At 71.8% G+C, this 21,566-nt stretch carries 20 protein-coding genes; 15 read left to right on the forward strand and 5 right to left on the reverse strand.

Annotated features, from left to right (window positions below; all coding sequences use genetic code 11):
• Positions 1-12: 12 nt before the first annotated feature.
• From whiA to ACO229_RS06010, 6 genes are all read left to right on the forward strand, one after another.
• A complete protein-coding gene (whiA, locus tag ACO229_RS05985) occupies positions 13-993 on the forward strand; it encodes a DNA-binding protein WhiA (RefSeq protein WP_119144784.1) in 981 nt (326 codons plus the stop codon).
• Positions 994-1,296: 303 nt separating this feature from the next.
• Positions 1,297-2,301 (forward strand): type I glyceraldehyde-3-phosphate dehydrogenase, encoded by a 1,005-nt coding sequence (gene gap, locus ACO229_RS05990; RefSeq protein ID WP_397415901.1) that lies wholly within the window; start codon positions 1,297-1,299, stop codon positions 2,299-2,301.
• Between the two features lie 125 nt (positions 2,302-2,426).
• Positions 2,427-3,644, forward strand: a complete 1,218-nt coding sequence (locus ACO229_RS05995) for a phosphoglycerate kinase (RefSeq protein ID WP_397433914.1) — start codon at positions 2,427-2,429, stop codon at positions 3,642-3,644.
• A gap of 55 nt (positions 3,645-3,699) precedes the next feature.
• Positions 3,700-4,470, forward strand: a complete 771-nt coding sequence (gene tpiA / locus ACO229_RS06000) for a triose-phosphate isomerase (protein WP_397433928.1) — start codon at positions 3,700-3,702, stop codon at positions 4,468-4,470.
• A gap of 257 nt (positions 4,471-4,727) precedes the next feature.
• Positions 4,728-4,970 carry a preprotein translocase subunit SecG gene (secG, locus tag ACO229_RS06005; protein WP_119144792.1) on the forward strand — a complete coding sequence of 81 codons (243 nt, stop codon included), beginning with the start codon at positions 4,728-4,730 and terminating at the stop codon, positions 4,968-4,970.
• A 54-nt stretch (positions 4,971-5,024) separates the two neighbouring features.
• Positions 5,025-5,387 (forward strand): RNA polymerase-binding protein RbpA, encoded by a 363-nt coding sequence (locus tag ACO229_RS06010; RefSeq protein WP_397415896.1) that lies wholly within the window; start codon positions 5,025-5,027, stop codon positions 5,385-5,387.
• A 109-nt stretch (positions 5,388-5,496) separates the two neighbouring features.
• On the opposite strand, the gene pgl is transcribed toward ACO229_RS06010, so the two are convergent.
• Genes pgl through tkt form a run of 5 tightly spaced genes read right to left on the reverse strand, consistent with a single transcriptional unit; the run spans position 5,497 to position 12,040 of the window.
• Positions 5,497-6,273: a 6-phosphogluconolactonase gene (gene pgl / locus ACO229_RS06015; protein ID WP_423464123.1), complete on the reverse strand. Its 777-nt coding sequence runs from the start codon at positions 6,271-6,273 to the stop codon at positions 5,497-5,499.
• On the reverse strand, positions 6,273-7,202 hold the full coding sequence (opcA, locus tag ACO229_RS06020; RefSeq protein ID WP_397415892.1) for a glucose-6-phosphate dehydrogenase assembly protein OpcA: 930 nt from the start codon (positions 7,200-7,202) through the stop codon (positions 6,273-6,275). The genes pgl and opcA overlap by 1 nt, the downstream gene beginning before the upstream one ends.
• Positions 7,199-8,761: a glucose-6-phosphate dehydrogenase gene (gene zwf, locus ACO229_RS06025; protein ID WP_397415890.1), complete on the reverse strand. Its 1,563-nt coding sequence runs from the start codon at positions 8,759-8,761 to the stop codon at positions 7,199-7,201. Before zwf ends, opcA begins: the two co-directional genes overlap by 4 nt.
• Positions 8,758-9,894: a transaldolase gene (gene tal, locus ACO229_RS06030; protein ID WP_397433917.1), complete on the reverse strand. Its 1,137-nt coding sequence runs from the start codon at positions 9,892-9,894 to the stop codon at positions 8,758-8,760. Before tal ends, zwf begins: the two co-directional genes overlap by 4 nt.
• 40 nt (positions 9,895-9,934) lie before the next feature.
• The gene (gene tkt, locus ACO229_RS06035) at positions 9,935-12,040 is read right to left on the reverse strand and encodes a transketolase (protein WP_423464124.1); all 2,106 of its coding nucleotides are present in this window, start codon (positions 12,038-12,040) and stop codon (positions 9,935-9,937) included.
• Between the two features lie 331 nt (positions 12,041-12,371).
• On the opposite strand from tkt, the gene ACO229_RS06040 reads away from it, so the two are divergent.
• The 9 genes from ACO229_RS06040 to der all read left to right on the forward strand — a co-directional run bounded on the left by ACO229_RS06040 (position 12,372) and on the right by der (position 21,524).
• The gene (locus ACO229_RS06040) at positions 12,372-13,352 is read left to right on the forward strand and encodes a heme o synthase (protein WP_397415884.1); all 981 of its coding nucleotides are present in this window, start codon (positions 12,372-12,374) and stop codon (positions 13,350-13,352) included.
• A 289-nt stretch (positions 13,353-13,641) separates the two neighbouring features.
• A complete protein-coding gene (locus ACO229_RS06045; RefSeq protein ID WP_397415968.1) occupies positions 13,642-14,427 on the forward strand; it encodes an HpcH/HpaI aldolase/citrate lyase family protein in 786 nt (261 codons plus the stop codon).
• A gap of 204 nt (positions 14,428-14,631) precedes the next feature.
• Entirely contained in the window at positions 14,632-15,549 is a 918-nt protein-coding gene (gene xerD, locus ACO229_RS06050) for a site-specific tyrosine recombinase XerD (protein ID WP_423465270.1), read from the forward strand.
• A gap of 116 nt (positions 15,550-15,665) precedes the next feature.
• Positions 15,666-16,553, forward strand: coding sequence for a ParA family protein (locus tag ACO229_RS06055; RefSeq protein WP_397433931.1), 888 nt, complete (start codon positions 15,666-15,668; stop codon positions 16,551-16,553).
• Positions 16,537-17,469, forward strand: a complete 933-nt coding sequence (locus ACO229_RS06060) for a segregation and condensation protein A (protein WP_423464125.1) — start codon at positions 16,537-16,539, stop codon at positions 17,467-17,469. Before ACO229_RS06055 ends, ACO229_RS06060 begins: the two co-directional genes overlap by 17 nt.
• Positions 17,466-18,140: an SMC-Scp complex subunit ScpB gene (scpB, locus tag ACO229_RS06065; RefSeq protein WP_423464126.1), complete on the forward strand. Its 675-nt coding sequence runs from the start codon at positions 17,466-17,468 to the stop codon at positions 18,138-18,140. Before ACO229_RS06060 ends, scpB begins: the two co-directional genes overlap by 4 nt.
• A 61-nt stretch (positions 18,141-18,201) precedes the next feature.
• Positions 18,202-19,116, forward strand: a complete 915-nt coding sequence (locus tag ACO229_RS06070; RefSeq protein WP_397433921.1) for a pseudouridine synthase — start codon at positions 18,202-18,204, stop codon at positions 19,114-19,116.
• 85 nt (positions 19,117-19,201) lie between these two features.
• Positions 19,202-19,927: a (d)CMP kinase gene (gene cmk, locus ACO229_RS06075; RefSeq protein ID WP_423464127.1), complete on the forward strand. Its 726-nt coding sequence runs from the start codon at positions 19,202-19,204 to the stop codon at positions 19,925-19,927.
• Between the two features lie 73 nt (positions 19,928-20,000).
• Positions 20,001-21,524 (forward strand): ribosome biogenesis GTPase Der, encoded by a 1,524-nt coding sequence (der, locus tag ACO229_RS06080; RefSeq protein ID WP_423464128.1) that lies wholly within the window; start codon positions 20,001-20,003, stop codon positions 21,522-21,524.
• Positions 21,525-21,566: the final 42 nt, after the last annotated feature.

Consider the following 21,566-nt stretch of genomic DNA (forward strand, 5'->3'; position numbering starts at 1 on the left):
CAGGATGACGCCATGGCGCTCACGGGACAGGTCAAGGAGGAGCTCGCTCGGGTGAGGGTTGCGAAGACGTCGTGCCGCAAGGCCGAGGTCTCCGCGACGCTGAGGTTCTCCGGCGGTCTCCACATCATCTCCGGTCGGGTCGTGATCGAGGCGGAGCTCGACACCGAGTCCGCGGCGACGCGGCTGCGGCACGCGATCCACGACCTGTATGGGCACAGCAGCGAGCTCATCGTGGTGCAGGCGGGCGGGCTGCGGAAGAGCTCGCGGTTCGTGGTGCGCGTGGTGCGCGAGGGGGAGTCGCTGGCCCGTCAGACCGGCCTGCTCGACGCCCGGGGCCGCCCCGTGCGCGGGCTGGCCCCGGAGGTCGTGTCCGCCGGGGTGCAGGAGGCCGAGGCCGTCTGGCGCGGCGCGTTCCTCGCCCACGGCTCCCTCACGGAGCCCGGGCGGTCGATGGCGCTGGAGGTGACCAGCCCCGGGCCCGAGGCGGCGCTCGCCCTGGTCGGCGCCGCGCGCCGCCTCGGCGTCGCCGCCAAGTCCCGCGAGGTGCGGGGCATCGACCGTGTCGTCATCCGCGACGGCGACTCCATCGGCCGCATGCTGGAGCGCATCGGCGCCCCCGAGACGCTCAAGGTCTGGGAGGAGCGCCGCGAGCGCCGCGAGGTGCGCGGCACCGCCAACCGCCTGGCGAACTTCGACGACGCGAACCTGCGGCGCTCGGCCCGGGCCGCGGTGGCGGCGGGGGCGCGCGTGCAGCGGGCGTTCGAGATCCTGGGCGACGAGCTGCCCGACCACCTGCGGCAGGCCGGTGAGCTGCGGCTGGCGCACAAGCAGGCGTCGCTGGAGGAGCTGGGCCGCCTGGCCGATCCGCAGCTTTCCAAGGACGCGGTGGCGGGCCGGATCCGCCGGCTGTTGTCGACGGCCGACAAGCGTGCCCTGGAGCTGGGTATCCCGGACACGGAGGCCGGCCTCCCCGCGGACCTGCTCGACCTCTGAGCGGAGCCGGACCGTACTTCACCCGGACCGTGCCGGGTGTGCCGCTTCCGGTTTGTGAGAACGAACAGAACCGGGAGTTCCACACTGTCCGGCTCGGGTCACGGTCGGGTGCGGTTCGGGTATAGGCTCGAAATCGTCAGGTGACGACGCCGTGACCATCGCGTTTCCCGTTCGGGTCGTCGCGAGGTCGCGGTGCCCGGAAAACCCTGACGAACGCACTTCACCGTCGGCCATCGACGGGAGTGGCGACAGATACAAGGAAACGTGTGCGCCGGGACGGCCGGCGCCCCTGAGGAGGGCATTGTGACCATCCGCGTCGGCATCAACGGCTTCGGCCGTATCGGCAGGAACTTCTACCGGGCTCTCGTGGAGTCGGGTGCGGACATCGAGGTCGTGGGCGTCAACGACCTGACCGACAACAAGACTCTCGCGCACCTGCTCAAGTACGACACGACGCTGGGCCGCTTCGGCAAGTCGGTCGACTTCGACGACGACAACATCATCGTGGACGGCAAGAAGATCCGTGCGCTGGCCGAGCGCGACCCCGCGAACCTCCCCTGGGGTGAGCTGGGCGCGGACATCGTCATCGAGTCCACGGGCTTCTTCACGGACGCCACCAAGGCGAAGGCGCACATCGACGCCGGCGCCAAGAAGGTCATCATCTCGGCCCCGGCCAAGAACGAGGACGCGACGTTCGTCATGGGCGTCAACCACGAGCAGTACGACGCCGCGGCGCACCACATCATCTCGAACGCGTCGTGCACCACGAACTGCCTCGCCCCGCTGGCCAAGGCCCTGAACGACTCGATCGGCATCGAGCGTGGCCTCATGACCACGATCCACGCCTACACGGGTGACCAGAACCTGCAGGACGGCCCGCACAAGGACCTGCGTCGTGCCCGTGCGGCCGCGCAGAACATCGTGCCCACCACCACGGGTGCCGCCAAGGCCGTCGCCCTGGTGCTGCCGGAGCTCAAGGGCAAGCTGGACGGCTACGCCCTGCGCGTGCCGGTCATCACCGGCTCGGCCACGGACCTCACCTTCGAGGCCCCCCGCGACGTCACCGTCGAGGAGGTCAACGCCGCGGTCAAGGCTGCCGCCGAGGGCCCGCTCAAGGGCGTCCTGGAGTACGTGGACGACGAGATCGTCTCGTCGGACATCGTGACCAACCCGCACCAGAGCATCTACGACGCGAAGCTCACCAAGGTGATCGGCAACCAGGTCAAGGTCGTCTCGTGGTACGACAACGAGTGGGGCTACTCGAACAGCCTCGTCTCGCTCACCGTGTTCGTCGGCGAGAAGCTCTGACGCCTCTCGTCCCGGCGTGAACCCCGACGTCCGCGTGCGCATCGGCCAGCCGGCGCACGCGGACGTCGTCATGTAACGAAGCTTCGACCGGCCTCGTGGCGGCCGGTCCCCGACCTGGAGTGCTCATGAAGACCATCGACTCCCTCGGCGACCTGCGCGGCAAGCGCGTCCTGGTCCGCTCAGACTTCAACGTCCCGCTCGACAAGGAGACCGGGGCGATCACCGACGAAGGGCGCATCGTCGCCGCCCTGCCCACGCTGCGGCGTCTGGCGGACGCGGGTGCCCGTGTGGTCGTGACCGCGCACCTCGGCCGGCCGAAGCCGACGGACGGCTTCACCCCGGAGGCGAAGTACTCGCTGGCGCCCGTCGCGGAGCGCCTGGGCGAGCTGCTCGGCGCCCCCGTGGCGCTGGCCGAGGACCTCACCGGCCCGTCGGCGCAGAAGACCGTCGCGGACCTGGCCGACGGCCAGGTCGCCCTGCTGGAGAACGTCCGTTTCGACCCGCGCGAGACCTCGAAGGTCGACGCGGAGCGCGCCGAGCTCGCGGGCGAGCTGGCGCAGCTCGCGGACGCCTTCGTCTCGGACGGCTTCGGCGTGGTGCACCGCAAGCAGGCCTCCGTGTACGACGTCGCGCAGGTGCTTCCCGCCGCGGCCGGCGACCTGGTGCTCAAGGAGGTCGAGTCGCTCTCGAAGGCGACCGGCGACCCGGAGCGCCCCTACGCCGTGGTGCTCGGCGGCTCCAAGGTCTCGGACAAGCTCGGCGTCATCGCCAACCTGCTGACCAAGGCCGACCGCCTCCTCATCGGTGGTGGCATGGTCTTCACGTTCCTGGCGGCCAAGGGCCTGTCGGTCGGCAACAGCCTGCTGGAGAGCGACCAGATCGACACCGTCAAGGGCTACCTCGCCACCGCCGAGGAGAACGGCGTCGAGATCGTGCTGCCGGTCGACATCGTCGCGGCGGACTCGTTCGCCGCGGACGCGCCGCACCAGGTCGTCGCCGCCGACGCGATCCCGGACGGCACCATGGGCCTCGACATCGGCCCCGAGTCGGGCAAGCTCTTCGCCGGCAAGCTCGCGGACGCGCGGACCATCGCGTGGAACGGCCCCATGGGCGTGTTCGAGTTCGACGCGTTCGCTGCGGGCACGCGTGCCGTGGCGCAGGGCATCGTGGACGCGACAGCCGCCGGCGGGTTCTCCATCGTGGGCGGCGGCGACTCCGCCGCGGCCGTGCGTGCGCTCGGCTTCGACGAGGCCGGGTTCAGCCACATCTCGACCGGTGGCGGCGCGAGCCTGGAGCTGCTGGAAGGCAAGGAGCTCCCCGGCCTCACCGTGCTCGCCGACTGACCGCCCTGATCCCAGAAGAAAGAAGAAGAACGTGGCAACCACCCGCACGCCCCTGATGGCGGGCAACTGGAAGATGAACCTGGACCACCAGCAGGCGATCAGCACGGTCCAGAAGCTCGCGTGGTCCCTCAAGGACGCCAAGCACGACTACGCGGCGGTCGAGGTGGCGGTGCTGCCGCCGTTCACCGACCTGCGGTCGGTGCAGACCCTCGTGGACGGCGACAAGCTCGAGCTCGTCTACGGCGCGCAGGACGTGTCCAAGCACGAGTCCGGTGCGTACACGGGCGAGATCTCCGGGGCGATGCTGTCCAAGCTGGGCTGCACCTACGTCGTCGTCGGGCACTCGGAGCGCCGGGAGTACCACGCCGAGTCGGACGAGCTGGTCAACGCCAAGGTCCGCACCGCCTTCGCGCACGGCCTGACGCCGATCCTGTGCGTCGGTGAGGGCCTGGAGGTGCGCAAGGCGGGCGACCAGGTCTCCTACACGCTGGCGCAGGTCGAGGCGGCGCTGGCCGACGTCCCGGCCGAGCAGGTCGCCAAGATCGTCATCGCGTACGAGCCCGTCTGGGCCATCGGCACCGGCGAGGTCGCCACGCCCGAGGACGCGCAGGAGGTCTGCGGTGCGATCCGCCGGGTGCTCGGCGAGCTGTGCGACCAGACCGTCGCCGACGGCGTCCGCGTGCTGTACGGCGGCTCGGTGAAGTCGGGCAACGTCGCGCAGATCATGGCGCAGCCCGACGTCGACGGCGCCCTGGTGGGCGGTGCGAGCCTGGACCCCGAGGAGTTCGCGAAGATCGCGCGCTACCAGTCCCACGTCACCGCCTGAGACCAGAGCTGAGCGCACGTCAGGCGTGCAGGTCACCCCGGTGATCTGCACGCCTGACACGTCGTGGTTCCGAGACCGGTACGCAACCTGGCTGAGGTACTCTCACTCGGGCGCGATGTTCCAGGTACGGCTCCCGTTCCAGGCTTCACGAAGTCCTGAACAGGGGGTTCGCACTGTGAGGTACGTCTCGCTTACTCTTGACCGGAAATCCGCCGCCGGGTGACGCCCGGCACACCTACAACCGAGGACGTGAACCCGTGGACGTGCTCCGCATCATCCTGGAAGTCCTGCTGGTCCTGACCAGCGGCTTCCTCACCATGCTCATCCTGCTCCACAAGGGCAAGGGTGGCGGGCTGTCCGACATGTTCGGTGGCGGTATCTCGATGGGCGCCGGCTCGTCCGGCGTGGCCGAGCGAAACCTCAACCGCATCACCATCGCCTTCGCCCTCGTGTGGGCCGTGGTGATCGTCCTGCTCGGCCTCATCCAGAAGGTCAGCTGACCCGGTCGCCAAGCGCCTAGCAGCTGACGGCCACACACAGAGGGGACGACAGACGTGGCATCAGGCGGTCATGCGATTCGAGGGAGCCGGGTAGGCGCCGGCCCCCTCGGGGAGACGGAGCGGGGCGACACGGCCCCGCGCGTCCGAGTTTCTTACTGGTGTGCCAACGGGCACGAGACGGCGCCGAGCTTCTCGGTGGGTGAGGACGTGGAGGCCCCCGCACAGTGGGACTGCCCCCGCTGCGGCTTCCCTGCCGGGATGGACCCGGTCAACCCGCCTTCCCCCGTGCGCAACGAGCCCTACAAGACGCACCTCGCCTACGTGAAGGAGCGCCGGTCCGACGAGGACGGCGCAGCACTCCTGGAAGAGGCGCTGGAAGCGCTGCGCGTCCGCCGTGGCGGCCGCGTCGCAGGCTAAGAGAATTAGCACGCCGAGGGAGAACCACGGCGACGTAGAACTGGAGCGGAACGAGCACCCGGGAAAGGGGTCGTTCCGCTCCAGTTCTCTGTTCTCCCTCGCCGTTCTTCTACGTCGGCGGGGTCCCGGCGGCCTCGGCATCCAGGAGCCACAGCGTCCGGGACAGCCCGACGGCGCCCGCGGCGGGCACCTCCGACACCGGGTCGCCGGCCAGCGCGGCCGCGACCCGGTCCGCCTTCTCGGCACCGGCGGCCACGACCCACACCTCACGCGCGGACCGGATCGCGTCGAACGTCAGCGAGACCCGCTCCGGCGGAGGCTTGGGCGAACCGTGCACGCCCGTGGCCACGCCCTGCGCGGCCAGACCCTCGTGCCCGGGGAACAGCGAGGCCACGTGCCCGTCCGGGCCCATGCCGAGCAACAGCACGTCGAACGCAGGCACGGGCACCGACCCGTCGCCCGGCGCCGCGTGCTCGCCCAGGAGCGCGGCGTAGGCTGCAGCCCCCTCCTCGGGCGTCGCCACCGACGACGGGCCGGGCATGGGGTGCACGTTGGCCTCCGGGAGGCCGTGCCCGGCGACGAGCGCGTCGAGCAGGGCCTCCCGTGCCTGCGTCTCGTTCCGGTCAGGATCGCCGTCCGGGAGGAACCGCTCGTCGCCCCACCACAGGTGGACGCCCGACCAGTCGACGGCCGGCACCAGCGGGCTCGCGGCCACGGCCGCCAGCGTCGCGATACCGACCGTGCCGCCCGTGAGCACCACGTGCACGGGGGAGCGGACCGACTGCACGTCCAGCACCCGCGTGAGCAGCCGTGCGGCCGCCGCCTGGGCGAGCACCTCCTTGTCGGGGTGCACGACGACGAGCCGCACGCCGGTCGCCTGGGACATCAGGCCGCCGTCCGCGTCGTGACGGTTCCCAGGCCCCGGATGAGGGTCTCCTCGAAGACCTCGTCCGGGTCGAGCCGCCGCAGCTCCTCGATGAGGGCCTCGTTGAGCGCCCGGATCGGCAGGGCGATCCGCCGCGCCGGCTTGCCGGGCTGCGTGATCGTCACCGTGCGCCCGTCGGGGCGGTCGAGGACGATCGGCCCGCTCTTGCGCTCCAGCGTCACCCGCGTGATCGCGTCGTCGCTGTCGGTGCGCACCACCTCGGCCGGGCAGTTCAGCCGGGCGCCCAGCCAGCCCGCCAGGAGGTCGAGCGACGTGTGCCGCTTCTGCCCCTCGACGGTCACGCCGAGCACCGGCTCGTACGGCGGCTGGTCCACGGCCGCCGCGATGAGCGCCCGCCACAGGGTGACGCGCGCCCACGCGAGGTCCGTGTCCCCGGGGGCGTACGCCCCTGCGAGGTTGCCCAGCATCTCCACCGGGTTCTTGGCCACCGTGCTGTCGATGATCCGCCGGGTCGCCATGGCGCCCACCGGGTCCTGCGACGGCACCGCCGGCGCCTCGCGCGGCCACCAGGCCACGATCGGGGCGTCGGGCAGCAGCAGCGGCATCACGAGCGTGTCCGTCCGCTCCAGGAGCGGGCCGAAGGCGCGCAGCACCACCACCTCGGAGGCACCGGCGTCACCGCCCACGCGGATCTGCGCGTCGAGCCGTGCGTCCGTACCGCGCGCCGCGGGGGCCACGACGATGACCCGGCACGGGTGCTCACGGCTCGCGTCGTTGGCGGCCTCGACCGCCTCCTCGACGTCCCGCTCGTCGGCCAGGACCACCAGGGTGAGCACGCGGCCCAGGGCCACCGCCCCGCCCTCGTCACGCAGGCGCACCAGGCGCTTGTTGACGTCGTTGGTCGTCGTGTCCGGCATGTCGATGATCACGGTCGCCTCCAGGTCCTGCCGTCGCGCTCCATCATGGCGTCTGCCGACGCCGGACCCCAGGTGCCGGACGCGTACGGCTCGGGCTGACCCTTGCGCGCCCAGTACGACGTGATCGGGTCGAGGATCTTCCAGGAGAGCTCGACCTCCTCCCGCGTCGGGAACAGCGGCGGGTCGCCCAGCAGCACGTCCAGGATGAGCCGCTCGTAGGCCTCGGGGGAGGACTCGGTGAACGAGTGCCCGTACCCGAAGTCCATGGTCACGTCACGCACCTGCATGGCCGTGCCCGGCACCTTGGCGCCGAACCGCATCGTGACGCCTTCGTCGGGCTGCACGCGGATCACCAGGGCGTTGTTGCCGAGCTCGGACGTCAGGGACGACTCGAACGGCAGGTGCGGTGCCTTCTTGAACACCACGGCCACCTCGGTGACGCGGCGGCCCAGGCGCTTGCCGTGGCGCAGGTAGAACGGGACACCCGCCCAGCGGCGGTTGTCGACGTCGACCCGGATGGCGGCGAAGGTCTCCGTGGTGGAGTCCTTCGCGATGCCGTCCTCGTCCAGGAAGCCCTGCACCTGCTCGCCGCCCTGCCACCCGGCCTCGTACTGGCCGCGGGCGGTGTGCTTGCCGAGGTCGCGCGGCAGGCGCACCGACGAGAGCACCTTGATCTTCTCGGCGCGCAGCTCGGCGGCGTCGAAGTTCACCGGCTCCTCCATGGCCACCAGGGCCAGGAGCTGGATCAGGTGGTTCTGGATGACGTCGCGGGCGGCGCCGATCCCGTCGTAGTACCCGGCACGGCCGCCGATGCCGATGTCCTCGGCCATCGTGATCTGCACGTGGTCCACGTAGCTCGAGTTCCAGATGGGCTCGAACATCGTGTTCGCGAACCGCAGCGCCAGCAGGTTCTGGACGGTCTCCTTGCCCAGGTAGTGGTCGATGCGGAACACCGAGTCCGGGTCGAACACCTTCGAGACCACGGCGTCGAGCTCGCGCGCGCTGGCCAGGTCGTGGCCGAACGGCTTCTCGATGACCACGCGGCGCCACGCGTCGACCCCGTCGCCGTCGGCGTCGTTGTCGGGGCGCGACAGCCCGTGCTTGGAGAGCTGCTCGCACACCACCGGGAACGCCGACGGCGGGACCGACAGGTAGAACGCGTGGTTGCCGCCGGTGCCGCGCTCCTTGTCCAGGGTCTCGACGGTCTCCCGGAGGCGCTCGAACGCCTCGTCGTCGTCGAAGGAGCCCTGCACGAAGCGGATGCCCTCGGCGAGCTGGCGCCACGTCGCCTCCCGGAACGGGGTGCGGGCGTGCTCCTTGACGGCGTCGTGCACCACCTGCGCGAAGTCCTGGTCCTCCCAGTCGCGCCGGGCGAAGCCCGTCAGGGCGAAGCCGGGCGGCAGCAGCCCGCGGTTGGCGAGGTCGTAGACGGCCGGCATGAGCTTCTTGCGCGACAGGTCACCCGTCACACCGAAGATCACGAGACCGCTCGGGCCCGCGATGCGCGGCAGCCTCAGGTCGAGAGGGTCGCGCAGGGGGTTGACCCCCTGCGCGATCTTGGCTGGCCTCACCGCTCGCCGGCCCCGTCGAGCCCGGCCTTGGTGGTCGTCAGGAGCTCGTCCCAGCTGACCTCGAACTTCGTCACGCCCTCGTCCTCCAGCTGTGCGGTCACCTCGGCCATGGAGATGCCCTGCGCCTCGATGGCCGCGATGGTCGCGGCCGCCTGCTCGCCCGAGCCGGTCACGGTGTCCGCCAGCACGATGCCGTGATCGGCGAACGCGTCGAGCGTCTTCTCCGGCATGGTGTTGACGACGCCGGCCACGACCAGCTCGTCGACGTACATCGTGTCGCGGTACGCCGGGTCCTTGACGCCGGTGGACGCCCACAGCGGACGCTGCGGCTGGGCACCGGCGGCCGCCAGGGCGGCCCAGCGCTCACCGGCGAAGACCTCCTCGTAGGCGGCGAACGCCAGCCGGGCGTTGGCGATGGCGGCCTGGCCGCGCAGCGCGAGCGCCTCGTCCGTGCCGATCGCGGTCAGGCGCTTGTCGATCTCGGTGTCCACGCGGGACACGAAGAACGACGCCACCGAACCGATCACGGACAGGTCGTGGCCCGCCTCCTTGGCCTGCTCCAGGCCGGCCAGGAAGGCGTCCATCACCGCCCGGTACCGCTCGATGGAGAAGATCAGCGTCACGTTGACGCTGATGCCCTTCGCGAGGGTCGACGTGATCGCGGGCAGACCCTCGACGGTGGCGGGGATCTTGATCATCACGTTCGGCCGGTCGACCGTCTCCCACAGCCGGACGGCCGTGGTCTCGGTCGCCGCCGTGTCACGGGCGAGCCGCGGGTCCACCTCGATGGACACCCGGCCGTCCACGGCGGACGTGGCGTCGTAGACCGGGCGCAGCACGTCGGCGGCGTCCCGGACGTCGTCGGTGGTGATGCGCTCGACCGCGGACTCCACGTCGGACCCGGCCAGCTCGGCCAGGATGCCGTCGTACGCGTCGCCGTGGGCGAGCGCGGCCGCGAAGATCGTCGGGTTGGTCGTCACGCCCACGACGTTCTTCGTGGCGACCAGCTCCGCGAGGTTGCCGGTGCGCAGCCGCTCACGGGACAGGTCGTCGAGCCAGATGGCGACACCCGCCTCGGACAGCCGCTCGGTGGGGCTGACGTTCTCGCCGCTGTCGCTGGTGCTGTCAGTCATCGTGCCCTTCCTCTCTCGTGTCCAGGTGTTCCGGCGCGGTTCAGGACGCCGCCTCGATCGACTCCTTGGCGGCCTGGGCGACCGCCTCGGCCGTGATGCCGTACTCGGCGTACAGGGTCTTGTAGTCCGCCGAGGCGCCGTAGTGCTCGAGCGACACGATGCGGCCGGCGTCGCCGACGACCTCGCGCCAGCCCTGCGCCACGCCGGCCTCGACCGACACGCGGGCCTTCACACCGGACGGGATGACCGACTCGCGGTAGGCCTCGTCCTGCTTGTCGAACCACTCGCGCGACGGCATGGACACCACGCGGGCCTGGACGCCGTCGGCCGCGAGGATCGCGCGCGCCTCGACGGCGAGCTGCACCTCGGACCCGGTGCCCACCAGGACGACGTCGGGCGTGCCCTCGGTGTCCAGCAGCGTGTAGGCGCCCTTGAGGGTGCCCTCGGCGCCCGCGAAGCCGTCGGTGCCGCGCGGGTAGGTGGGCACGTTCTGCCGGGTCAGCACGAGGCCGGCCGGGTTCTTCGTGTTCTCCAGGATGCCGCGCCACGCCCAGGCGGTCTCGTTCGCGTCCGCCGGGCGGACGACGTCGAGGTTCGGGATGGCCCGCAGCGCCGCGAGGTGCTCGACCGGCTGGTGCGTCGGGCCGTCCTCGCCGAGACCGATCGAGTCGTGCGTCCAGACGAAGGTGGACGGGATGCCCATCAGCGCGGCCAGGCGGACCGAGGCCCGCATGTAGTCGGCGAACTGCAGGAACGTGCCGCCGTACGGGCGGGTCAGGCCGTGCAGCACGATGCCGTTGAGGATCGAGCCCATCGCGTGCTCGCGGATGCCGAAGTGCAGGGTGCGGCCGTACGGGTCGCCCGGGAACTTCTTGGTCGCGTGCTCGGTGGGCACGAACGACGGCACGCCGTCCATGGTCGTGTTGTTGGAGCCGGCGAGGTCGGCCGAGCCGCCCCACAGCTCCGGCAGCACGTCCTTGAGGGCGGTCAGCACCTTGCCCGACGCCGCACGGGTCGCAACGCCCTTCTCGCTCGCCTCGAACTCGGGCAGCGAGTCGGTCCAGCCCTCGGGCAGCTCGTGCGTGCGCAGGCGCGCCAGGAGCGCGGCCTGCTGCGGGTTGGCCTCCGACCAGGCGGCGAAGGCGGCCTCCCAGGCCTCGCGCTGCGTGGCCTGGCGCTCGGCGACGGAGCGCGTGTAGGCCAGCACCTCGTCGTCGATGGCGAACGTCGCCTCGGGGTCCAGGCCGAGCGCGGACTTGAGACCCTTGATCTCGTCGGCGCCCATGGCCGAGCCGTGGATGCCACCGGTGTTCTGCTTGGTGGGCGACGGCCAGCCGATGATGGTGCGCAGCGCGATGATCGACGGCTTGCCGGTCTCCGCCTTGGCGGCGTCGAGCGCGGCGGCCAGCGCGTCGGTGTCCTCGGCGTAGCCCCCGTCGCCCGAGGTCCAGTCCACGCGCTGGGTGTGCCAGCCGTAGGCCTCGTAGCGCTTGAGTACGTCCTCGGTGAACGCGATGTTGGTGTCGTCCTCGATCGAGATCTTGTTGTCGTCCCAGATGACGATGAGGTTGCCGAGCTGCTGGTGACCCGCCAGCGAGGACGCCTCGGAGGTCACGCCCTCCTGCAGGTCGCCGTCGGAGGCGATGACGTAGACGTGGTGGTCGAACGGCGACTCACCGGGGGCGGCGGCCGGGTCGAGCAGGCCCCGCTCGCGGCGCGCGGCGAACGCCATGCCGACGGAGGACGCGAGGCCCTGGCCCAGCGGGCCGGTGGTGATCTCGACGCCCGCGGTGTGGCCGTACTCCGGGTGGCCCGGGGTCTTGGAGCCCCAGGTGCGCAGCGCGGCGATGTCGTCCATCTCGAGGCCGTAGCCCGCGAGGAAGAGCTGCAGGTAGATGGTCAGTGACGAGTGGCCGGCGCTCAGCACGAAGCGGTCGCGGCCCAGCCACGACGGATCGGCCGGGTCGTGGCGCATCGCCTTCTGGAAGAGGAGGTACGCGGCCGGCGCGAGCGAGATCGCGGTGCCGGGATGTCCGTTGCCCACCTTCTCGACGGCGTCCGCGGCCAGCGCCTTGATGGCCTTGACCGCTCGCTCGTCGAGCTCCGACCACTCCAGGGGCTTCAGCACGGGGTCGAAAGCGTTCACGAGTCCTCTTTCTCTCCGCCGGCGGCCCCTGTCCTGCCCGGAGAGCGGACGGGCCTCGGAGCCGTGCAGCGTGCGTGCGGCGGCGGCGGGATGCCGGCCGCCCTTCATTCGATGGCGTCAACAACCCTATACGCGCGTGTCTTCCGTCGCGCAGGGCTGTCCACAGGCTGCACAGGCCCCTGGCCGGGGACATATCTCACAGGCTGCTGCGGGAATGCGGGGCGCGACCGGGTCGCGGGGCGACGTACCATGGGCACGCACCGCGTCGGCAACAGGGCCTACCAGGTGCGACACCGACCTCCGGACCCTCCCGAACGGAACTGCGACGCGCGTGAGAACGAGCCACCCGACCACCGGCCAGACCGCGCGTGCCGAGACGTCCGGCGCCGAGGAGCCCACCGCCGACGTCGGACAGCGCCCGGGCGGCTGGTTCCTGCGGAGGGCGGGTGCGTACGTCGCGCTGACCAAGCCCCGCGTCATCGAGCTGCTGCTGGTGACCACGGTGCCCACGATGATCCTGGCCGCGGACGGCCTGCCGGGCTTCTGGCTGATCGTGGCCACGCTGATCGGCGGCGCCGGCGCCGCGGGCAGCGCCAACGCGTTCAACATGTGGTGGGACCGGGACATCGACCAGGTGATGAACCGGACCAAGAAGCGCCCGCTGGCGACCGGGGAGATCACCCCGCGCGCGGGCCTGGTGTTCGCCTCGATCCTCGGCCTGCTGTCGCTGGCGTGGTTCGCGCTGGTCATCAACTGGGCCGCGATGTGGCTCACCCTCGCGGCCATCGCCATCTACGTGGTCGGCTACACGATGATCCTCAAGCGCCGCACGCCGCAGAACATCGTGTGGGGCGGCATCGCGGGCTGCATGCCGGTCTTCATCGGCTGGGCCTCCGTGACCGGTGGGCTGAGCTGGTCCGCGCTCGCGCTGTTCGGCATCATCTTCTTCTGGACGCCGCCGCACTACTGGCCGCTGTCGATCAAGTTCAAGAAGGACTACGCGAACGCGAACGTCCCGATGCTGCCGGTGGTCAGCGACGACAAGCGCGTGGCCGCCGAGATGGTGGGCTACACGCTCGCGATGATCGCCTGCTCGCTCCTGCTGACGCCGCTGGCCGGGATGTCCTGGGTCTACACCGTGGTGGCCGCCGCGCTGGGTGCGTGGTTCCTGTGGTCCACGATCGCCATGCTGCGCCGGGCCCAGGGCCGCGCGAGCGGCAAGCTCGGCGCCATGAAGGTGTTCCACGCGTCGATCACCTACCTGTCGCTGCTCTTCGTCGCGGTCGCGGTGGACGTCTTCCTGCCGTTCTGAGGTCACCGCCGGGGGTGTTTCGTCAAGGCGGTCTTCTGTTCATATTGTTCGGGCCCATGTAGTGGTTCATGATTCGGCCCGTGTCGGTGTCCCCGCCTAGGCTGACCTGGTGACCGAGACCCCAGCCGACCGAACCACCGCTCCTGCCGACCAGCCGGCCCCGCAGTCCTCGGGCTACTCCGCGGGTCTGCCGACGGCGTCCGCCGTCGTCCCCGAGAACGACCTCGGGCCGCGCCGTGCCGCCCGTGAGAAGTCGCGGGTCGCTCCCGACTACGCGCGGGCCTGGCTCCTGCTCTCCGCGATGCGGACCGAGCTCTTCGACAAGGCGCAGCTCTCCCGCGCGGACCAGGTGATCCTGGACTGCGAGGACGCCATCGACGTCTCGCTCAAGGACGAGGCGCGCGAGAACGTCATCCGGTGGATCAAGAGCGGTGGCAGCGCGTGGGTGCGGATCAACGACCGCACCGCGCCGTCCTGGGCGGACGACGTCGCCTACCTGCGTGGTCTGGACGGGCTGAACGGCGTGATGCTCGCCAAGACCGAGAGCGCGGACGACGTGGTCGACACCGCCCAGCGGCTCGGCGGCGACGTCCCGGTGATCCCGCTCGTGGAGTCGGCCCTCGGCATCGAGGAGGCCGTGCACATCGCCAAGGCGCGCGGTGCGTTCCGGCTCGCGTTCGGCTCGGGCGACTACCGCCGCGACACGGGCGCCGCCAACGAGCCCATGGCCATGGCCTACCCGCGCACGCGGCTCGTGCTCGCCAGCCGCATCGGCGGCCTGCCCGGTCCCGTCGACGGCCCCACGGTGGGCTCCTCGCACGCGCTGCTGCGCGAGCAGTCCGCCGACGCGGTCAACCTCGGCATGACCGGCAAGCTCTGCCTGGACTTCGAGCAGTCCAGCGTCATCAACGAGTCCTTCGCGCCCAGCCCGTCCGACGTCGCCTGGGCCGTCGACTTCTTCGCCGAGTTCGAGGCCGCCGGCTCGGTGATCCGCGACGGCAGCGACAAGCCGCGTCTCGCCCGCGCCCAGGTGATCCGGTCGCGCGCGGAGCTGTTCGGCATCAACCCGGCCTGACCGCGCCACCCCGCGGGGCCGGGCTCGTCGTGCCCGGCCCGGCGTGGCGTCCTCCCGGCGTGCCCCGCCCCCGTGGCGGGCCGGGCTCGGCATGATGGGGCGGTGTCCACCGCCACGTCCCACCTGCAGCCGTCCCACCCGCAGCGGTCCCACCTGTCCCACCAGGCGTCGTCCCGCCAGGTCTCCGACCGGCCCCGGGGCGACGTGCTCGACCGTGCACTGCGGGACTACCTCGCGCACCTGAGCGTCGAGCGCGGCCTCTCGGCCAACACCGTGGCGGCCTACCGGCGCGACCTGGTGCGGTACACGGCGTTCGTGGACGCCGCCGGCCGCACCGACCTCGCGGGGGTCACCGAGGCCGACGTCACCGGCTTCGTCGAGGCGCTGCGGCAGGGGTCCGACGGCGGCCGGCCGCTCTCGCCGTCGTCCACCGCCCGCGCCCTGGCCGCCGTGCGGGGCTGGCACCGGTTCGCCCAGGCCGAGGGGCTCGCGGTCGACGACCCGTCGGCCGAGGTGCAGGCACCCACCCAGCTCCGGCGTCTGCCGCACGCGCTGTCCGTGGACGACGTGGCCGCCCTGCTCGACGCCGCGGGCACCGGCGACGGGCCGCTGCCGCTGCGTGACCGGGCACTGCTGGAGCTCCTGTACGCCACGGGCGCGCGGATCTCGGAGATCGCAGGGCTCGACGTCGACGGCGTGGGCGACCCGGGTGCCGTCCGGCTGCTGGGCAAGGGGTCCAAGGAGCGCGTGGTGCCGGTGGGCTCCTTCGCCCGCGACGCCCTGGAGGCCTACCTGGTGCGCGCCCGCCCGGAGCTCGCTGCGGCCGGCCGGGGGACACCCGCCCTGTTCCTCAACACGCGCGGCGCGCGGATGTCCCGCCAGACCGCCTGGGCGGCCTTGCAGGCCGCCGCCGCCCGGGCCGGCCTGACCGAGCACGTCTCGCCGCACACCCTGCGGCACTCGTTCGCCACCCACCTGCTGTCCGGAGGCGCCGACGTGCGCGTGGTCCAGGAGCTGCTGGGGCACGCGTCGGTGACCACCACGCAGATCTACACGATGGTCACCCCCGACGCGCTGCGCGAGGTCTACGCCGCCGCCCACCCGCGCGCCCGCGAGCGGTAGCCGCCGTCCGAAGGGCGCCACGCCGAGGCTTCGACCCGGCGGTGCCCACACTCTGGTATAGCGTGGCGGGCGTGAGCGAGGCACCCAGCCAGGAGGGAGCGGGCACGATGACCGACATGCTTCTCGGGAAGACGGTCGTCGGCGCACCCGAGGACGCAGACGCGCTGCGCGACGTGGTCGGGCGCGTGATGCCCGACCTGCCGGAGCCCGCGCCGCTGACGAGCCACGGCCCGGCCCGCATCATCGCGATGTGCAACCAGAAGGGCGGGGTCGGCAAGACCACCACGACCATCAACCTGGGCGCGTGCCTGGCCGAGTACGGACGCAAGGTGCTGCTGGTCGACTTCGACCCGCAGGGCGCCGCGTCCGTGGGCATCGGCGTGAACCCGCACGAGCTCGACCTCACGGTCTACAACCTGCTCATGGAGCGGGGCGTGGACATCCGTGACGTGCTCATCCCGTCGGGCATCGAGAACCTCGACGTGCTGCCCGCGAACATCGACCTGTCGGCGGCCGAGGTGCAGCTCGTGGGCGAGGTGGCCCGGGAGTCCGTGCTGGCCCGCGCGCTGCGCCCGGTGATGGACGACTACGACGTGATCCTCATCGACTGCCAGCCGAGCCTCGGCCTGCTCACGGTGAACGCCCTGACGGCGGCGCACGGCGTGCTGATCCCGCTGGAGTGCGAGTTCTTCGCGCTGCGCGGTGTCGCGCTGCTGGTGGAGACCATCGAGAAGGTGCGGGACCGGCTCAACCCGGCCCTGGAGATCGACGGTATCCTCCCCACCATGTACGACTCGCGCACCCTGCACTCCCGGGAGGTCGTGGCCCGGGTGCACGAGGCCTTCGGCGACACCCTGCTGCACTCCGTCATCGGGCGCACCGTGAAGTTCCCCGACGCCACCGTCGCCGCCGAGCCGATCACCGCCTACGCCCCGGGCCACCCCGGCGCCGCGGCGTACCGTCAGCTCGCCCGGGAGCTCGTGGCCCGTGGCGACGCTGCCTGAGGCGGAGGCGCCGCCCGAGGCCGACGCGCCTGCCGACGAGCGGCGCTCCTCCCGCACCTTCCAGGTCCGGCTGCACAACTTCGAGGGCCCGTTCGACCTGCTGCTGTCGCTCATCGCGAAGCACAAGATGGACGTCACCGAGGTGGCGCTCGCCGTCGTGACCGACGAGTTCGTCGCGCACATCCGGGAGGCGGAGCGTGCCTCGCGCGAAGCGGCCGAGCGCGGTGAGGTGCACGAGTCCTGGGACCTGGGCGTGGCCAGCGAGTTCCTGGTCATTGCTGCGACGCTGCTCGACCTCAAGGCGGCCCGCCTCCTGCCGGGCGTGGTCGACGAGGACGCCGAGGACCTGGAGCTGCTGGAGGCCCGCGACCTGCTGTTCGCCCGGCTGCTGCAGTACCGCGCCTACAAGGAGGTCTCCAAGCTCGTCGCGGAGCGGATGGCCGCGGGCGGACGCCGCGTGCCGCGCCTGGCGCCCCTGGAGCCGCACCTCGCGGCGATCCTGCCGGAGCTGGTGTGGGACACGACGGGGGAGCAGCTCGCCGAGCTCGCCGCGAAGGTGCTGGCGCCGAAGCCGCCGCCCGTGGTGGGCCTCGCGCACCTGCACGGCTCCGCCGTGAGCGTGCGCGAGGAGGCCGGCGTCATCGTCCGGCGGCTGCGCACCGAGCGGTCGGTGACGTTCCGCTCGCTGACGGCGGGGACCGAGCGGCTGGTCACGGTGGCCCGGTTCCTGGCCCTGCTGGAGCTGTTCCGCGACGCGCTGGTCGGCTTCGAGCAGGTCAGCCCGCTGGGCGAGCTCACGGTGCGGTGGACCGCGGGCCCCGCGGACGGGGAGAAGTACCTCGATCCGGCCGCCGGCCCGAGCGAGTTCGACGAGGACGACGAGACCGAGCAGCCCGGAACGGAGGCGACAGCATGACCGTCGAGGAACAGGCCCCGGCAGACGCCCCGGCCCCGGACACGGAGGCCGACGTCGCTCCTGCCCCTGCGGCACCGGACGAGCCCGCGCTCGTCGACGTGCACACGCTCCCGGGCGGGGCGCACGCCGCGATCGAGGCGGTGCTCATGGTGGCGGACGCGCCCATCGGTGCGGACCGCATCGCGGCAGCGCTGAACCTGACCCAGGACGAGACGGACGACGTCCTGCACGAGCTGGCCGACGAGTACGCCGGCCACCTCGGTGGCCGGCCGCGCGGCTTCGAGCTGCGCCGGACCGTGGACGGGTGGCGCATCTACTCCTCGTCCGCCCACGCGGACCCTGTCGGCCGGTTCGTGCTGGACGGTCAGTCGGCGAAGCTGAGCCAGGCGGCGCTCGAGACGCTCGCGGTGGTCGCCTACCGGCAGCCGGTCACCCGGGGCCAGGTCAGCGCCGTGCGCGGCGTGAACGTGGACGGCGTGGTGCGGACGTTGCTGACCCGGGGGCTGATCGCTGAGATCGGGCAGGACCCGAGCTCGGGTGCGGTGTTGTTCGGAACCACGGGATACTTCTTGGAGCGGATGGACCTCTCGTCGCTCGACGAGCTGCCTCCGCTGGCGCCGCACCTGCCGGACCTCGACACGATCGAGGGGCTGGACGGGCTGGATTCCTAGGTACCTGCGTGGTGCCGGGCCGCCCGGGCGGCGTCCTTCCCGACTCACCGAGAGACGAATCATGAGCAACGAACGCCGCGGCGGGAGCCGCCGCGAATCCAGTGGTGGCCAGCAGCCCCGCCGTGCCGACCATGCGGGCAAGGGCGGCAAGAACTTCCGGGGCGGCAGCTCCGCGAAGAGCCGCGCCCAGGCGAACGCGCCCCGGCGTCGGCCCGCGAAGCCCGCGGAGCAGGGCCGTGACGTGCACGTCGAGGACGGCGTGCGGCTGCAGAAGGTGCTCGCCCAGGCCGGTCTGGGCTCCCGCCGGGCCTCCGAGGAGCTCATCGCGAGCGGACGCGTCGAGGTGGACGGCCAGATCGTCACGGAGCTCGGGGTGCGGATCGACCCGGCGACCGCCGTCGTGCACGTGGACGGGCTGCGGATCCAGCTCGACCAGGCCAAGGTGACGATCGCCCTGAACAAGCCGCTCGGCGTGGTCTCCACGATGGACGACCCGAAGGGGCGCCCGACCGTCGCCGACCTGATCAAGAACCGCGAGGAGCGCCTGTTCCACGTGGGCCGGCTCGACGCGGACAGCGAGGGCCTGCTGCTCCTGACGAACGACGGCGAGCTGGCCAACCGGCTCTCGCACCCGAAGTACGGCATCGCCAAGACGTACCTGGTCACCGTCGAGGGCGAGGTGTACCCGCGCACCGGCCGCGAGCTGCTGAAGGGCGTCGAGCTGGAGGACGGCATCGCGAAGATGGACGCGGTGCACGTGCTCCAGCAGATCGACGGCCTCGCGATGCTGGAGGTCGTGCTGCACGAGGGTCGCAACCGCATCGTCCGGCGCATGTTCGAGGCCGTCGGCCACCCGGTGACGCGCCTGGTGCGCACCCGGATCGGCCCGATCCCGCTGGGTGACCTCAAGCCGGGCCGTACCCGGGTGCTGGGCCGCACGGAGCTGGGCACCCTGATGAACGCGGTGGACCTGTAACCTCGTCCGCTGAGTGCTGGGTACTCGTGGCCCGGGACGCACTCCAGCAACAGATATCCAGCACTCAACGGAAGTGAGCGAGTACGTGACCAGTCCTGTGGTGATCGCCATCGACGGCCCCTCCGGGTCCGGCAAGTCCAGCGTGTCCAAGGCGGTCGCGGCGCGGCTCGGGCTGGCCTACCTCGACACCGGCGCCATGTACCGCGCGGCCACGGTGTGGAGCATGGAGACGGCGGACCTGGACGACGCGACGGCGGTGGCGACCGCCGTCCGCGCGATGCCGCTGGTCATGGGGCTCGACCCGGCCGCGCCCGGCGTGGAGCTGGACGGGCGGGACGTCTCGGTGACGATCCGCAGCACCGAGGTCACGACGAACGTGTCCAAGGTCGCCTCCAACCTGGAGGTGCGTGCCGAGCTCAAGCGGCTCCAGCGGGCGCTCATCGACCAGGAGTCGAGCACGACGCAGGCCGTGCGCTCGGGCGGGCGCGGCATCGTGGCCGAGGGGCGCGACATCACCACGGTCGTGGCGCCCGACGCCGACGTCCGCGTGCTGCTGACCGCCTCCGAGGAGGCACGCCTGCGCCGCCGGTCGCTGGAGGTGCACGGCGCCGCCGACGACTCGGCCGTGGACGCCACACGCGACCAGGTGCTGCGCCGTGACCAGGACGACGCGAAGGTGACGCAGTTCCAGGTCGCCGCGGACGGCGTGGTGACCGTCGACTCCAGCGACCTGGACTTCGAGCAGACGGTCGACGCCGTGCTCGCGGTGGTCGCACGGGCGACGGGGCGCGAGGTCGCGCCGTCGGCGTGAGCCGCGACGCGGTGTGGCAGGTCATACCCGCGTGGGTCGGCCTCAGGGCGGCGGGCCTGCGACAATAGGGAGCATGACCCACGACTCCTCTGCATCGGAGGCTGCTGCGCTGGACGCCGCGGCCCGAGATGATGCTGCCCTCGAGCTCGACCTGAACGAGACGGAGGACGACCTCGCGCGCGAGCGGGCGCTGCGCGCCGGCCTGGCGGAGTTCGAGCTCGACGAGGCGGACCAGGAGCTCCTGGACGCCGAGTGGTCCGACGAGGAGTCCGAGTCCGAGCAGATCCTGCCGGTGCTCGCGATCATCGGACGGCCGAACGTCGGCAAGTCGACCCTCGTGAACCGCATCCTCGGCCGCCGCGAGGCCGTCGTCGAGGACAAGCCGGGCGTGACGCGCGACCGCGTGTCCTACCCGGCGGAGTGGTCCGGCCGCCGGTTCATGCTCGTGGACACGGGCGGCTGGGAGGTCGATGTCGCGGGCATCGAGTCCAAGGTCGCCGAGCAGGCCGAGGTGGCCATCTCCCTGGCCGACGCCGTGGTCTTCGTGGTCGACGCCGCCGTGGGCGCCACCGCGACCGACGAGCGCGTGGTCGAGCTGCTGCGGCGTTCCGGCAAGCCCGTGGTGCTGGCCGCCAACAAGGTGGACGGCGCCTCCGGCGAGGCGGACGCCGCCTACCTGTGGTCCCTCGGCCTGGGGGAGCCGTACCCCGTCTCCGCGCTGCACGGCCGAGGCACCGGCGACCTGCTCGACGCCGCGATCAAGGCCCTGCCCACGACGTCGGCGCACGGCACGCTGCGGCCCGCCGGCCCGCGCCGCGTGGCGCTCGTCGGGCGGCCCAACGTCGGCAAGTCGTCGCTGCTGAACAAGATCGCCGGCGAGGAGCGCGTCGTCGTCGACGAGGTCGCCGGGACCACGCGCGACCCCGTCGACGAGCTCATCGAGCTGCGCGGCACCCCGTACTGGTTCGTGGACACCGCGGGCATCCGGCGCCGCGTGCACCAGACCCGGGGCGCCGACTTCTACGCGTCGCTGCGCACCGCCGCCGCGATCGACAAGGCGGAGGTCGGCGTGGTCCTGGTGGACGCGTCCAACCCGCTGACCGAGCAGGACATCCGCGTGATCCAGCAGGTCGTGGACGCCGGTCGTGCGCTGGTCATCGCGTACAACAAGTGGGACCTCATGGACGAGGACCGCCGCCCCTACCTCGAGCGGGAGATCGAGAAGGAGCTCGTGCAGATCCAGTGGGCCCCGCGGGTCAACCTCTCGGCGCGCACCGGCTGGCACGCCGAACGCCTGGTGCCCGCGATCGAGCGGTCGCTGGCGTCCTGGGACCGGCGCATCCCCACCGGCAAGCTCAACGCGTTCCTCGGCGAGCTCGTCGCCGCGCACCCGCACCCGCTTCGGGGCGGCAAGCAGTCGCGCATCCTCTTCGCGACGCAGGCCTCGACGCGTCCGCCGCGGTTCGTCATCTTCGCCACCGGGTTCATCGAGGCCGGGTACCGCCGGTTCATCGAGCGTCGCCTGCGCGAGACGTTCGGCTTCGAGGGCACGCCCATCGAGATCTCGGTCCGCGTACGGGAGAAGCGCCGCCGCTGACGACTCGGGCGGTCCGATGCCCACCGGGCCGCCCGATCGCGG

Origin of the sequence: Promicromonospora sp. MS192 (genome assembly GCF_049532985.1) — a bacterium.
GTDB lineage: Bacteria > Actinomycetota > Actinomycetes > Actinomycetales > Cellulomonadaceae > Promicromonospora.

Bases quoted from the DNA above. Each gene is read 5' to 3' on its own strand.
- whiA (WP_119144784.1), top strand. From the start codon at position 13: ATGGCGCTCACGGGACAGGTCAAGGAGGAGCTCGCTCGGGTGAGGGTT.
- ACO229_RS05995 (WP_397433914.1), top strand. From the start codon at position 2,427: ATGAAGACCATCGACTCCCTCGGCGACCTGCGCGGCAAGCGCGTCCTG.
- tpiA (WP_397433928.1), top strand. From the start codon at position 3,700: ATGGCGGGCAACTGGAAGATGAACCTGGACCACCAGCAGGCGATCAGC.
- pgl (WP_423464123.1), bottom strand. From the start codon at position 6,273: ATGTCCCAGGCGACCGGCGTGCGGCTCGTCGTCGTGCACCCCGACAAG.
- tal (WP_397433917.1), bottom strand. From the start codon at position 9,894: ATGACTGACAGCACCAGCGACAGCGGCGAGAACGTCAGCCCCACCGAG.
- ACO229_RS06055 (WP_397433931.1), top strand. From the start codon at position 15,666: ATGCTTCTCGGGAAGACGGTCGTCGGCGCACCCGAGGACGCAGACGCG.
- scpB (WP_423464126.1), top strand. From the start codon at position 17,466: ATGACCGTCGAGGAACAGGCCCCGGCAGACGCCCCGGCCCCGGACACG.
- ACO229_RS06070 (WP_397433921.1), top strand. From the start codon at position 18,202: ATGAGCAACGAACGCCGCGGCGGGAGCCGCCGCGAATCCAGTGGTGGC.
- der (WP_423464128.1), top strand. From the start codon at position 20,001: ATGACCCACGACTCCTCTGCATCGGAGGCTGCTGCGCTGGACGCCGCG.